Source organism: Pseudomonas sp., assembly GCF_049645325.1.
In the GTDB taxonomy this organism is placed as follows: Bacteria; Pseudomonadota; Gammaproteobacteria; order Pseudomonadales; family Pseudomonadaceae; genus Aquipseudomonas.
Genome location: NZ_JBARTQ010000478.1, coordinates 1 through 12601, shown reverse-complemented (window position 1 = coordinate 12601; position 12601 = coordinate 1). Strand labels below are relative to the sequence as shown.

13 protein-coding genes are annotated in these 12601 nt (G+C 61.2%); 6 read left to right on the top strand and 7 right to left on the bottom strand.

The annotated features are described in order from the left end of the window. Positions 1-85: 85 nt before the first annotated feature. The 3 genes from WBB95_RS20560 to WBB95_RS20550 are packed head-to-tail and all read right to left on the bottom strand — an operon-like array spanning position 86 to position 2299. Entirely contained in the window at positions 86-988 is a 903-nt protein-coding gene (locus tag WBB95_RS20560; protein WP_424489251.1) for a LysR family transcriptional regulator, read from the bottom strand. A gap of 55 nt (positions 989-1043) precedes the next feature. Then, a complete protein-coding gene (locus tag WBB95_RS20555) occupies positions 1044-1823 on the bottom strand; it encodes a nucleotidyltransferase domain-containing protein (RefSeq protein ID WP_424489250.1) in 780 nt (259 codons plus the stop codon). Then, positions 1820-2299: an AAA family ATPase gene (locus WBB95_RS20550; RefSeq protein WP_424489249.1), complete on the bottom strand. Its 480-nt coding sequence runs from the start codon at positions 2297-2299 to the stop codon at positions 1820-1822. Before WBB95_RS20550 ends, WBB95_RS20555 begins: the two co-directional genes overlap by 4 nt. Before the next feature lie 147 nt (positions 2300-2446). Between WBB95_RS20550 and WBB95_RS20545 the strand changes: the two genes are divergently transcribed. Next, the gene (locus WBB95_RS20545) at positions 2447-3397 is read left to right on the top strand and encodes a SphA family protein (RefSeq protein WP_424489248.1); all 951 of its coding nucleotides are present in this window, start codon (positions 2447-2449) and stop codon (positions 3395-3397) included. A gap of 6 nt (positions 3398-3403) precedes the next feature. On the opposite strand, the gene WBB95_RS20540 is transcribed toward WBB95_RS20545, so the two are convergent. Beyond that, entirely contained in the window at positions 3404-4432 is a 1029-nt protein-coding gene (locus WBB95_RS20540; protein ID WP_424489247.1) for a UV damage endonuclease UvsE, read from the bottom strand. 174 nt (positions 4433-4606) lie between these two features. Here WBB95_RS20540 and WBB95_RS20535 point away from each other — a divergent pair, with 174 nt between their 5' ends. From WBB95_RS20535 to WBB95_RS20525, 3 genes are all read left to right on the top strand, one after another. Then, on the top strand, positions 4607-5020 hold the full coding sequence (locus WBB95_RS20535) for a DUF2231 domain-containing protein (protein ID WP_424489246.1): 414 nt from the start codon (positions 4607-4609) through the stop codon (positions 5018-5020). Continuing rightward, positions 5017-6309, top strand: coding sequence for a PQQ-dependent sugar dehydrogenase (locus WBB95_RS20530; protein ID WP_424489245.1), 1293 nt, complete (start codon positions 5017-5019; stop codon positions 6307-6309). Before WBB95_RS20535 ends, WBB95_RS20530 begins: the two co-directional genes overlap by 4 nt. A gap of 69 nt (positions 6310-6378) precedes the next feature. Then, positions 6379-7299 carry a bifunctional helix-turn-helix transcriptional regulator/GNAT family N-acetyltransferase gene (locus WBB95_RS20525; RefSeq protein WP_424489244.1) on the top strand — a complete coding sequence of 307 codons (921 nt, stop codon included), beginning with the start codon at positions 6379-6381 and terminating at the stop codon, positions 7297-7299. A gap of 38 nt (positions 7300-7337) precedes the next feature. Here the strand turns inward: WBB95_RS20525 and WBB95_RS20520 are convergent, their stop codons facing one another. Together WBB95_RS20520 and WBB95_RS20515 are read right to left on the bottom strand one after the other, a co-directional pair. Further along, entirely contained in the window at positions 7338-8741 is a 1404-nt protein-coding gene (locus WBB95_RS20520) for an MFS transporter (RefSeq protein ID WP_424489243.1), read from the bottom strand. 143 nt (positions 8742-8884) lie between these two features. Beyond that, on the bottom strand, positions 8885-9415 hold the full coding sequence (locus WBB95_RS20515; RefSeq protein WP_424489242.1) for a GNAT family N-acetyltransferase: 531 nt from the start codon (positions 9413-9415) through the stop codon (positions 8885-8887). A 153-nt stretch (positions 9416-9568) separates the two neighbouring features. On the opposite strand from WBB95_RS20515, the gene proP reads away from it, so the two are divergent. Together proP and WBB95_RS20505 are read left to right on the top strand one after the other, a co-directional pair. Further along, positions 9569-11071, top strand: a complete 1503-nt coding sequence (proP, locus tag WBB95_RS20510; protein WP_424489241.1) for a glycine betaine/L-proline transporter ProP — start codon at positions 9569-9571, stop codon at positions 11069-11071. Between the two features lie 51 nt (positions 11072-11122). Then, positions 11123-11629 carry a GAF domain-containing protein gene (locus tag WBB95_RS20505; protein ID WP_424489240.1) on the top strand — a complete coding sequence of 169 codons (507 nt, stop codon included), beginning with the start codon at positions 11123-11125 and terminating at the stop codon, positions 11627-11629. Here the strand turns inward: WBB95_RS20505 and WBB95_RS20500 are convergent. Beyond that, complete coding sequence (locus tag WBB95_RS20500; RefSeq protein ID WP_424489252.1) at positions 11604-12527, bottom strand: AraC family transcriptional regulator; 924 nt, start codon at positions 12525-12527, stop codon at positions 11604-11606. The genes WBB95_RS20505 and WBB95_RS20500 overlap by 26 nt on opposite strands. Between the last annotated feature and the right edge of the window lie 74 nt (positions 12528-12601).

Below are 12601 nucleotides of genomic sequence, written 5' to 3'. Positions count from 1 at the left end.
CGACATGGTGGGGCCTCCTTGAACAGTCAGGCCACCAATTTCAACGGTTTGCAGCCGGGTGTAAATAACGGATAGCGGAACGCATTCATACGCCAATCGTATGAGCCTGGAAGTGCGCGACCAATTCCGTCACCAGCGGGTTAGGCCGCTCACTGTTCCACGCCACGGCCGTCGTCACCACGTTGAGCTTCTGGGTCAGTGCCCGCAGCACCACGTTAGCCGGCGCGAGTTTCTTCAACGATGCCGGCACCAGCGCAATGCCCTGGCCACAGCTGACAAAGGCGATTTGCGACGCCACCGACCGCACTTCGTGCAGCACCCGGGGTGAAAACCCGCTGGCGCGGCACGTGGCGATCAGGTTATCGAAGTACACCGGGCTGACCTTGCGTGAAAACATCACCCAAGGCTCGGTGGCCAGGCTCGACAGGCTGATGCGCGTGCGCGCGGCCAGTGGATGAGTGCTCGGCAAGGCCACCATCAGACGGTCTTCCAGCAGCGGCAATGACTGGATCGCCGGGCCCAGGTCGCCGTCCAGCCGCGCGAAGGCCAGGTCGATATCCCCGGCCTCCAGCGCGGGTACGGCCTCTACGCTGTCGATTTCACGCACCGACACCGTGAGGTGCGGGTATTGCTGCTTGAGTTGGTCGATCACACCGGGCAGCACATCAAACATCGCCGTGGAAATCGCGCCGATGGTCAACATGCCCGACTGCCCCGCCACCGCCTCCTCCACCGCCAGTTCCAGACGCTCCAGTTGCTCGGCGAATTTGCGCACCGCCGGCAGGATCGCCGCGCCCACCGGGGTCAACTTGGCGCCGCGCCGCGAGCGCTCGAACAAGGTGACCTTGAGCGCCTGCTCCAGCACCTGAATCTGCTCGCTCAACGGCGGCTGCGACATGCCCAGGCGCTTGGCGGCGCGGCCAAAGTTTTGCTCTTCGGCGACGGCGAGGAACAGCCAGAGGTGGCGAATCAGGCGGAAATTGATCATGAAAGGTCCATAGGCTTGGCGTATGCAAAGGCAGATTGAACGCCAATATACCTATCTAACCCTGTTCTGAAACCATCCAGGCCACAAAGGTATCCAGCCGTGCCAGGAACGGCTCGCGCTCGGCGCTCGGGTTCCTGGCCTCAAACAGAAAAAACGCCATCTGGATGCGCATCGCGGGGTAACGCTGGACGAACAACGCGACGTGCTCTTCAAGCGTGTGCGGCCAACTTGACGCGTCTTGCGCTAGGGACAATAACGGCGTCGCCCGAATCAGCTTGCGCGACGCTTCACGTTCCAGGCGCAGCCGTTCCGGCGCGGTGGCGGCGTGTTCAATGCGCGTGCGATAGGTCGCCAGCGCCTGCGCGAAGTCGCCATTGAGCGCCAGCGCGATGTCCCGCGACGGCCGAAACCGCTCGAAATGCACGGCAAGGTCATTGCCCCACACACAGCGGCAATGGTGCTTGAGCCAGAATCCCCAGCGGTTTTTGTGCTCAGGCGCCAGCACCTGCGCGCGGTGGCCAATGTCGAAATCGATCTTGGTGACTTCCGGGTGCCGTTGCTCCAGCGTCAGCCGGGTTTGCTCCAGGTGCTCCAATAGCGGCGCGTCGGGCGGTTCACGCAACACCAGCGTGAGGTCAAGGTCGCTAATGCCAGGGCTGGCATCGCCCCGGGCGACACTGCCATAGAGGTAGACGCCGTCCACTCCCAGCTCTACCGGGGAAAGGGTCAGGCACACATCCTCCAGCAACGGCTGGAACTCAGGCTGTAAGGGGCCATCGCCAACGCTGAGGACATAGCCATCGGCGTCGACACCGGTAGGTTGCACAGTGCTCATGGGCGATGCACCTCAATCACCAAGCCTTCCTCTTCACTCGGCACACAGAAGTGCCGGGTAATCAGGTCAAACTCCGCGTCGGTGGCGGCAAAATCGTGCTCCCCAGCGGCATTGCGTGCGCGCAGCCGAGCACGGCAGGTGGCGTCATCCAGCTCAAGGTAGTGCAGGCAATGCGGCACCTGGGCCGATTGCGCCAGGCCCAGCAGCCATTCGCGATTGGCCAGGGTATTGGCGGGAAAGTCCAACACCACGTTGACGCCAGACTGCAGCAGGTTGATCACCAGCGGCCCCAACACCCCGCGAACCCGCTGGGCGCTGCGCAGGTAGTCGGCAATCGACACGATTTCGCCGGGGTACAGCTGCGCCAGCCATGTGTCTTCACTGAGCACAATGGCGGCGTGCTGGCCCGCGAGGGTTTTGGCAAGGGTGGACTTGCCTGAGGCGATCTTGCCGCAGAGCAGGTGCAAAGTGGGCATTGGAAGGCTCCTTTTGTCAGATCGAGGAGGATGCCCGCCAACGCGCGCGGGCGCAACGCTCTTCAAACCTTGAACTATGCTCAAACGGCCGTGGGGCGCGAAGCCCCCAACCGCACGCACCGAATGGCCCCTTGGATAGGAAGTCCTATGACCACAAAGACGAGCGTCTTGGGCGTACTTGCCCTGCTCCCCCTTGCCATGGCGCACGCCGATGATGGTGGCATCAGTTTCTGGCTGCCGGGGCAGTTCGGCGCCCTCGCCGCCGCGCCTGTGACGCCGGGCTGGAGCCTGCCGCTGATCTATTACCACGTGAGCGCCAGCGACAACAAAAATGCGGTGGTTCCGCGTGGCGGGCGCACGGTGGTCGGGTTGGATGCCAAGGCCGACCTGCTGTTCGCCAGCCCCACCTATACATTCGAAACCCCGGTTCTCGGCGGTGCCCAGGCGGCCGTCTCAGCGGTGGCCGCCGTTGCGCGCTCCGAAGCCAGCATTGATGCGACCATCACCGGGCCCCGTGGCCGGTCCTTTTCCGGCGGGACGAACGACAGCCTCAAAGGCGGCAGCGACCTTTACCTGCTCGGCACCCTGAAATGGAACCACGGCGTACACAATTTCATGGCGTACTCCATGGGCAACATTCCCATCGGTGCCTATGACCCCAATCGGCTGGTGAACCTCGGCCTGGGCCACGCCGCCCTGGACGCGGGCGGCGGCTACACCTACTTCGACAAAACCAACGAGTTTTCCGCTGTTGCCGGCATGACCTACAACTGGAAAAACACCGACACCGACTACAAGAACGGGGTCGACGCACATATCGACTTGAGCGCCTCGCACTTTCTTAACTCGCAAACCCTGGTAGGCCTGGTGGGGTATTACTTCGAACAGGTGACTGGCGACAGTGGCAGCGGCGCTGTGCTGGGCGACTTCAAGTCACGGGTGGCCGGGATCGGCCCGCAGGCCGGGCACTTTTTCAAAGTCGGTGATGAGTTGTGGTACGCCAACGTCAAGGGCTACTACGAGTTCGACGCCAAGAACCGGCCGGAAGGCTGGAACATGTGGGTCACACTGGTGGTTCCGCTGAACGGCAAGAAGTGACGCCGCTCACGCCGTGCGCCGCTGCCAGTGTTCATAGAACGCCAGCGCCGCGACGTTCTTGTCCTTGGCTTCGAGCATGATGTCGAAGCGGTCGAGAAACTGCAGGGCGTAATCGTTGGTCCAGCGGTTCCACATTTGCGCGCTGTGGGCGTACAAGTCGCGCTTGGAGACCACCGCCAACAGCGCGTCCATTTCCAGCTTGTGGTCGGCATCGAACCCCAGTGTTTGCAGGCTTTCCACGGGCTGCGAATAGTGCATAGTCGGGCGCACGCCGCGCCAGCTGTCAATCACCTGCGCCACCCGTGGGGCATGCGGGTCGATGTAGTCGTTTTCGTGGATCCAGCAGTGGTGGATGTCCAGCACCACCGGCGCCAGGTCGGCGACTTGCAGGCAGTGATCCAGGCCGTAGGTCTTCTCGTCGTTTTCAAATGTGATGCAATTGCGCGCCACTTCCGACAGGCGTGGCCACACGGCGCGGGTGCCCTCCACGCCCAGGCGCCCGGCAATGTGCACGTTGCACTTGAGGTCCTGGAAGCGTCGACCGTAACCCATCATGCGAATCATGTCGGCGTGGTATTCAAACTCGGCCAGGCTGTTTTCCACCACGCCGGGGTTTTCCGAGCCCAGCACGCAGTACTGGCCGGGGTGGAAAGACAGGCGGATGTCCGAAGCCCGCGCCAGGTCGCCGATCGCGGCAAACCCTTCAATCAGCTGACGTTCGATGGCCGGGTCTTTGTACACATCCGCGACTTTCGGGTGGCTGTAGAACGGCAGCAGGTCGCTGCTCAGGCGCAGCATGCGCAACGTCGGCGGCAGTTCGGCCACGTAGGCGAGCAGGCGCAACTGGGCGGCGAGGTTATGGGTGACGATGTCCACCAGCTTGTCGCGCGCCACTTGCGGCGTTACACCTTCCATCCAGCGCAAGGTGGTGGTGCGCGGGTTGAACGGGCCTTCGATCAGCTTCAAGGCGCTGGCCGAGAGCAGGCGCTCAGGGTGCTTGTACTGGCAAACGAAGCCGATGCGAGGATGGGTCATGAAAGCGCCTGACGGGAATAAAGGGCGGGATGATAAGGGGTTAGGCCCAGGGGCTCCCAGCCGGTTCATAATATTTCGACACGAATTACACTGAACTATCCGACAAATGCCGTGCTCCTTTCCTATGCGCTGCCCCTTCCCCAGGGGCGTTGTACAACAAGGAGCCGCCACCCCATGACCACCCTTCCCGTCTATCGCTATACACCCGGGCCGCTGCACGCGACCTTGCTCGCCGGTACCGTGCCGCTGTTTCTCGGTGCCTTGCTCAGCGACATCGCCTACACCCAGACCTACCAGATTCAATGGGCCAACTTCGCCTCCTGGCTGATCGCCGGCGCGCTGGTGTTCTGCGGCCTTGCTTTCCTCTTCGCGTTGGTCAACCTGCTGCGCGCCGAACGCAAGGCCGGGCAGCCGACTGTTTATGTGTTGTTGCTGCTGGCCACGTGGGTGCTTGGCCTGGTCAATGCGTTCCAGCACGCCAAGGACGCCTACGCCTCAATGCCCGGCGGGCTGGTGCTGTCGGTGATTGTGACCTTGCTCACACTGGCCGCGACCTGGACCGGCCTGCGCTCGGGAGGTGCCAAATGAAAACGTCCAGCACACTGACCGTGTTAAGCGCAGCGCTGTTGTTGAGCGCATGCGGCGGCGAAGGCGACAAGACCCAGGCTCGCGGCCCCAACCCGACGTTGCCGGAACAGCAAAGCAGCCTGTTGCCGAGCATGAAGATTGCCGAGCCGACGCCGTGGGGCGAGCAAAAACCGAGCGTGCCGGAAGGCTACAGCGTCACCGCCATCGCCACCGACCTGGCCATTCCGCGCCAGACCCTGGTATTGCCCAACGGCGACATCCTGGTAGCTGAGGGCCGCGGTGGCAGCGCGGCCAAGCTCAAGCCCAAGGACGTGATCGCCAGCGTGATCAAGGCCGAGGGCAACACCAAGGTCAAGAGCGGCAACCGCCTGACCCTGTTGCGTGATGCCGATGGCGACGGCACCTATGAGATGAAGACCGTGTTCGCCGACAACCTCAACGCGCCCTACGGCCTGGCCTACGCTAATGGCAAATTGTACGTGGCCAACCAGGATGCCTTGGTGAGCTTCGACTATGCCGATGGCCAGACCAAAGCCAGCGGCCCGCCGAGCAAGGTCACCGACCTGCCCGCGCAGATCAACCACCACTGGACCAAGTCGCTGGCCGTGAGTGCCGATGGGCACCAGCTCTATGTGGGCATCGGTTCCAACAGCAACATCACCGAGCGCGGCATGGAAGTGGAGATCGACCGGGCGATGGTCTGGCAGATCGACGCCGCCACCGGCGCGCACAAACCGTATGCCACCGGCCTGCGCAACCCCACCGCCTTGACCATCCAGCCGGGCTCCGGGCAACTGTGGACGGTGGTCAACGAACGTGACGAACTCGGCCCTGACCTGGTGCCGGACTACCTGACCTCCGTGCGCGAAGGCGCCTTCTACGGCTGGCCCTACAGCTACTGGGGCCAGAACGTCGACCCGCGCGCGCAGCCGCAGAACCCGGCGAAAGTCGCCGCGGCGATCAAGCCGGATTACAGCCTGGGCTCCCACGTCGCGGCGCTGGGCGTAGACTTCTCCATCCCCGAAATGGGCGAGAAATTTGCCGACGGCGTGTTTGTCGGCGAGCACGGCAGCTGGAACCGTGATAACCCGGTGGGCTACAAAGTGATCTTTGTGCCGTTCCGCGATGGCAAGCCAGCCGGCGAGCCTGTCGACTTCGCCACCGGTTTCCGCGGCGATGACGGCAAGACCCGCGGGCGCCCGGTGGGGGTCACGGTGGATCCAAAAGGCGCGCTGATTATCGCCGACGACCTGGCGAATACCGTCTGGCGGGTAACGCGCAACCGCTAGCCGAAATGTTTTGACATGATTGCCTGAGGCAACAATATAATTGCTTCAGGCAACCATCAGAGCATCATCATGTCTACGACTACCCTTGTCGAACGCGCTGGCATCATCCGTGGCTTCAACCGTTTCTACACCCACCAGATTGGTGTGTTGCAGGAACACCTGCTGCAAAGCGACTTCTCCCTGACCGAAATCCGCGTGATGTACGAGTTGTCTTCGCGTGGCGACCTGACCAGCGCCGACCTGTGCCAGATGCTTGGCCTCGACGCGGGTTACCTGAGCCGGCTGATCAGCGGTTTCGAAAAGAAAGGCCTGATCCAGAAAGTCCGCTCCGTCACCGACGCACGCGCGGTGCAACTGCACCTCAGCGACCTCGGCCGCGCGGTGCTGGCGCCCCTGGAACAGAAAACCCAGCAGGAAGTCATCGCCTTGCTGCAAGCCTTGCCCGAACAACAGCAACACCAACTGACGGGCGCCATGCAACGCATCCAGACCTTGCTGCAAGGCGGCACGCCGAGCTACCTGCTGCGCGACCCGCAACCGGGCGATATGGGGTTGGTGGTGCAGCAGCAATCGGCGCTGTATGCCCGCGAGTACAACTGGAATTGGGAGTTCGAGGCGTTGGTATCGGAGATTGTCGCCAAGTACCTGCGCGAATTTGACCCGGCCTCCGAGCGTTGCTGGATCGCGGAAAAAGACGGCGAAGTGGTGGGTTCGGTGTTCGTGGTGCGCCATGACGAGACCACCGCCAAACTGCGCATGCTCTACGTGGACGCCAGTGCGCGCGGCATGGGCATTGGTTATCGGCTGGTCGACGAATGCCTGCGTTTTGCCCGGCATGTGGGCTACAAAAGCATGCTGCTGTGGACCGTCAACGCCCTGACCGATGCGCGCAAGCTCTACCAGAAAGCCGGGTTTACCTTGGTAGACGAAGAGCCCACGGTCAGTTTCGGCAAGACGCTGATCAGTGAAACCTGGGCCCGCGAGTTGTGAGGCTTTCCCGCGCTGCAGGCAGCGCGGGAACTGACGCCTTACAGGTCAGTGATTTCCTTGTGGCGTGGCACCAGCGCTTTCATCACGCTCCACGCCACCAGGTACGCCAGCGCGCAGATCGCGAACATGATCATGTAGCCGGTGTGAATATCGTTGATGGACTTGTAGTAGTCGAACACCCAGCCGCCGATCTTGGTCATCACTACACCGCCCAGACCACCGGCCATGCCGCCGATACCGACCACCGAGGCCACGGTTTTCTGCGGGAACATGTCGGACACGGTGGTGAAGATATTGCACGACCAGGCCTGGTGCGCCGAGGCACCCACGCCAATCAGCAACACCGGCACCCAGAAGCCCAGGTAGCCGAACGGTTGGGCCAGCAACACCACCAGCGGGAACAGCGCGATCACCAGCATGGCTTTCATGCGGCCATCGTAAGGCGCATCGCCACGGGCCATGAAGTAGCTGGGGAACCAGCCGCCGCCGATACTGCCGACCATGGTCATGCTGTACAGCACGGCCAGCGGCATCACGATGTCGGCGCCTTTCATGCCGTATTGGGCCGACAGGTAGGTGGGCAACCAGAACAGGAAGAACCACCACACGCCGTCGGTCATGAACTTGCCGAAGGCAAACGCCCAGGTCTGGCGGTAGGTCAGCAACTTGAACCACGAGACTTTCTTTTCGACGGTACCCGTCGGAGCAGGCGTGAACGGCTGTACGGTCTGGTCACTGCGGATGTAGGCCAGTTCTTCAGCCGACAGTCGTTTTTGCTCATCGGGTTTCTGGTACAGCATCGACCACACGGCGACCCAGATAAAGCCGAGCATGCCGATCACCATGAACGCGGCTTCCCAGCCCCACATCCCGGCAATCAGCGGCACACAAATCGGCGCCAGGATCGCACCGACGTTGGCGCCGGAGTTGAAAATCCCGGTGGCCAGCGAGCGCTCTTTCTTGGGGAAGTATTCGGCCGTGGCCTTGATCGCGATGGGGAAGTTGCCCGCCTCGCCAATCGCCAGCACGGCGCGCGACAGCATGAAGCCGGCAATCGACACCGGGATCACCGCCAAGCCGATGGCGCCGCTGACGGCTGCGATGCCCTCGCCCATAGGGACGGCAAACGCATGCATGATGGCGCCGGTGGACCAGATGCCAATCGCCACGACGTAAGCGGCCTTGGTGCCGATCTTGTCGACAAACCGCCCGGCGAACAGCATGGAAATCGCATAAACGAACTGGAACACCGCTGCGATGTTGGCGTAGTCGGTGTTGCTCCAGCCAAATTGCGTCGACAGTTGCGGCGCCAGAAGGCTGAGCACCTGGCGGTCGAGGTAGTTGACGGTGGTGGCAAAGAACAACATCGCGCAGATGGTCCAGCGATAGTTGCCGACGGCCTGGCCGACGCGATGGGCGGAAATGGGCTCATTCAAATTCATGGCATCACTTTTTATTGTTTTTAGTAAGGACACATGTAACGTCATATGTCGTCGTACAACTGTGACTTTTATATCGAGGTCCCTACGCGGTGTCAATCGCAAAGATTGCCGATCACCGAGGTATTACACGCCCATAAAAGTGGTCAGGAAATTGCAGTTGTAGGATGACAGCAACTGAACACCAGGCTCGGTGCCTTGCCCGGCACATCATCCAGCTCGCCAATGCGCTGCATGCCGAGCTTTTCCAATACCCGAATCGACGCCCTGTGATCCGGCCTGACCAGCCCGAAGACCTGCGGCAAGTCGAGGGTTTCAAAGGCCAGCTTGAGGGCATCGCGGCCCAGCTCGGTGGCATAGCCCTGCCCCCAGGCTTCGACGGCAAACCGGTACCCGAGGTTGATGCGTCGCTCGGTCAAGTAATTGAGTGGCGCCACGCCGCCGAAACCGATGAGGTGCTCGGGCGCCTCATTAAGGGCAATCCCCCACCAGCCATACCCCTGGGTCGCCCATTGTTCGAGCCAGTGATTGAGCAGGCGTTGTGCAGCGTCCAGGCTCGCCATGGGGCCGGCCGGGTTGAACAGGTTTGTCTGCGGGTCGCCGAAGATCGCGAACAATCGTTGCACGTCGCGGGGCTCTGGCTTGCGGTAGGTCAGGCGTGAGGCGGTGACAGGCATTCGGATAACTCCCTCTCAAAGTCACAAAGTTCAATGCAGCCGCAAAAAAACTCAAATAGTGGTGAATTATTTCATGTCCGCTTGTATCTGAACTGACAGAGCGGTGCCATCGCAACGATGGCACCTCCCCTGTTCGGATTTAGAGTGGCCCGCATGAAATTACGTAAGAAAAGCGTCAAACCCATCGGATTGAAAGACATCACCATCGTCGACGATACCAAGGTGCGCAAGGCGATTACCGCCGCCGCACTGGGTAACGCCATGGAGTGGTTCGACTTTGGCGTCTACGGTTTTGTCGCCTATGTGCTCGGCAAGGTGTTCTTCCCCGACGCCTCGCCCAGCGTACAAATGATCGCCGCACTGGGCACCTTCTCGGTACCCTTCCTGATTCGTCCGCTGGGCGGCTTGTTCTTCGGTGCGCTGGGCGATAAATACGGGCGACAGAAAGTGCTCGCCGCGACCATCGTGATCATGTCCCTGAGCACCTTCGCCATCGGCCTGATCCCCTCCTATGCCTCCATCGGCATCTGGGCACCCGTCCTGCTGCTGCTGTGCAAAATGGCCCAGGGCTTCTCGGTAGGCGGTGAATACACGGGCGCATCGATCTTCGTCGCCGAATATGCCCCGGACCGCAAGCGCGGGTTCCTCGGCAGCTGGCTGGACTTCGGCTCCATCGCCGGTTTCGTGCTCGGCGCCGGCGTGGTGGTGTTGATCTCCACCGTACTCGGTGAAGCCGACTTCGAATCCTGGGGCTGGCGCCTGCCGTTCTTCCTCGCTCTGCCTCTGGGCATCATCGGCTTGTACCTGCGTCACGCGCTGGAAGAAACCCCGGCGTTCCAGCAGCACATGGACAAGCTCGAACAAGGCGACCGCGAAGGCCTGACACACGGCCCCAAAGTGTCGTTCAAGGAAGTCGCGACCAAGCACTGGCGCAGCCTGTTGACCTGCATCGGCATCGTCGCGGCCACCAACGTGACGTACTACATGCTGCTCACCTACATGCCGAGCTACCTCTCGCATAACCTGCACTACAAAGAAAACAGCGGCGTGCTGATCATCATCGCGATCATGGTCGGCATGCTGTTCGTGCAGCCTTTCATTGGCTTTGTCAGCGACAAGATCGGCCGCAAGCCCTTCATCATCGCCGGCAGCATTGGCCTGCTGTTCCTGGCTATTCCCGCGTTTATGCTGATCACCAGCGGCAAGATCGGCCTGATCTTCGCCGGATTGCTGATCCTCGCCGTGATCCTGAACTTCTTCATCGGCGTGATGGCCTCGACACTGCCCGCGATGTTCCCCACGCACATTCGCTACAGCGCCCTGGCCAGTGCGTTCAACGTCTCGGTGTTGATCGCCGGCCTCACCCCGACCGCCGTGGCCTGGCTGGTGGAAAGCACCAACGACCTGTACATGCCCGCCTACTACCTGATGGTGTTCGCGGTGGTCGGTCTGATCACCGGCCTGACCATGAAGGAAACCGCCAACAAACCCCTGCGCGGCGCGGCGCCGGCGGCGTCCAACAAGGAAGAAGCCAAGGAATTACTGCAGGAGCACCACGACAACATCGAGCAGAAGATCGAAGACATTGACGCCGAAATTGCCGAACTCGAAGCCAAGCGCAAGAACCTGGTAGAACAGCACCCACGCATCAATTAAGACTGACCGTGCGTGGCGGCCCGGGCCGTCACGCAACTGGAGTGTTCAAGCATGGTTCCAAGCGTCACCGCCGCACATTCGCTACTCAACGCCGACGAGCGCGCTGCTATCGCAGAGATAGAAGCCACCACCAGCATCCTGCAACTGGTCACCCGCCTGACCGGCATGCGCTTTGCCGGCATCGCCAAGTTCACCGACCTTGAATGGGTGGTGTGCTCAGCCTACGACCCGCTGGAAATGGGGATCAATGCCCACGACGTGCTGGACCTGGAAACCACCCTGTGCAGCGAGTTCTGCATCAACCCCCAGGCACTGTTTATTCCGCAGATCAGCCAGAATGGCCGCTTCGCCGTGCGCCCGGTGGTCAAGCAGTTCGAGATCGAAAGCTACGCGGGCGCACCGATCTTCCTGCCCGACGGCCGCTTGTTTGGCGCGCTGTGTGCGCTGGATTCCAGGGCAATGCTGTTTGATGACCCCAACCTGCCGGAAACCTTAAGCTTGTTTGCGCGACTGATTGGCTGCATTTTTTTCGCTAATTTGACGACGCCGGATCAGTGACGACGGCCTTCCCTCGCAGCACTGCAACATCGCGTCTGGGCGGCACGCCAAACAGTCGGCTGTACTCGCGACTGAACTGTGATGGACTTTCATAACCCACCTTGAATGCCGCACTGGAAACGTCCTGATGCTCGTTCAACATCAATCGCCGCGCCTCGTTCAAACGTAACCATTTCTGATATTGCAACGGGCTCATCGTCGTCAGTTGGCGAAAGTGATGGTGAAAAGTGGCCGCACTCATTTGTACGTGTGCGGCCAATTCCACCACACGCAAGGGCTCGTAGTAATTGAGTTTCAACCAGTCGACCGCCCTGGCAATACGATAACCGTGGCCATCCACAGAACAGATCTGGCGCAATCGGGTGGCTTGGTCACTCTTTAACAGCCGATAGTGAACCTCACGGTGCATCAACGGTGCCAACACCGGAATTGCCTCAGGCTCATCGAGTAACGCAACCAGGCGGGCGAACGACGCCAGCATGCCTTCGGTGACAGTGCCGATACCCAACCCCTTCGTCACCGCCCGCTCACGCGTCGGCGGCACATCACTCTGGGCGATCAATTCGGCGAGGATGCGCAGGTCGAGCTTGAAGGTCAGCCCAAGGCACGGTTTCGTCGGGCTGGCAGCCAATACCTCTGAGTTGGCAGGAATGTCCAGCGAGGTCACCAAAAATCGCGAGGTGTCGTACTTATAGCCTTCGCCGCCGACCCACAACTGCTTTTCGCCTTGGGCGACCAGCACGATGCTCGGTTCGACCATGCACACCACGGGCGCCGCGACTTCATCACGACGAAAAAAACCCAGGCCGGGAATAGGCATGGGGTAATCCCCCGGTGTTGATACGTGCGAACCGATGAACTGAGTCAGCACATCCAGCGGCGATTGATTGATCTTCATAACAGGCCTTGTTCTCTGTTTGATGAACTTTACCCCGGCCGAGCCGGAAGCGTCCTCGGCCAACCGCAAGACTC

What these genes read in the sequence shown, in the direction of transcription:
- WBB95_RS20560 (WP_424489251.1), bottom strand. Translation starts at nt 988, where the DNA reads ATGATCAATTTCCGCCTGATTCGCCACCTCTGGCTGTTCCTCGCCGTC.
- WBB95_RS20555 (WP_424489250.1), bottom strand. Translation starts at nt 1,823, where the DNA reads ATGAGCACTGTGCAACCTACCGGTGTCGACGCCGATGGCTATGTCCTC.
- WBB95_RS20550 (WP_424489249.1), bottom strand. Translation starts at nt 2,299, where the DNA reads ATGCCCACTTTGCACCTGCTCTGCGGCAAGATCGCCTCAGGCAAGTCC.
- WBB95_RS20545 (WP_424489248.1), top strand. Translation starts at nt 2,447, where the DNA reads ATGACCACAAAGACGAGCGTCTTGGGCGTACTTGCCCTGCTCCCCCTT.
- WBB95_RS20540 (WP_424489247.1), bottom strand. Translation starts at nt 4,432, where the DNA reads ATGACCCATCCTCGCATCGGCTTCGTTTGCCAGTACAAGCACCCTGAG.
- WBB95_RS20535 (WP_424489246.1), top strand. Translation starts at nt 4,607, where the DNA reads ATGACCACCCTTCCCGTCTATCGCTATACACCCGGGCCGCTGCACGCG.
- WBB95_RS20530 (WP_424489245.1), top strand. Translation starts at nt 5,017, where the DNA reads ATGAAAACGTCCAGCACACTGACCGTGTTAAGCGCAGCGCTGTTGTTG.
- WBB95_RS20525 (WP_424489244.1), top strand. Translation starts at nt 6,379, where the DNA reads ATGTCTACGACTACCCTTGTCGAACGCGCTGGCATCATCCGTGGCTTC.
- WBB95_RS20520 (WP_424489243.1), bottom strand. Translation starts at nt 8,741, where the DNA reads ATGAATTTGAATGAGCCCATTTCCGCCCATCGCGTCGGCCAGGCCGTC.
- WBB95_RS20515 (WP_424489242.1), bottom strand. Translation starts at nt 9,415, where the DNA reads ATGCCTGTCACCGCCTCACGCCTGACCTACCGCAAGCCAGAGCCCCGC.
- proP (WP_424489241.1), top strand. Translation starts at nt 9,569, where the DNA reads ATGAAATTACGTAAGAAAAGCGTCAAACCCATCGGATTGAAAGACATC.
- WBB95_RS20505 (WP_424489240.1), top strand. Translation starts at nt 11,123, where the DNA reads ATGGTTCCAAGCGTCACCGCCGCACATTCGCTACTCAACGCCGACGAG.
- WBB95_RS20500 (WP_424489252.1), bottom strand. Translation starts at nt 12,527, where the DNA reads ATGAAGATCAATCAATCGCCGCTGGATGTGCTGACTCAGTTCATCGGT.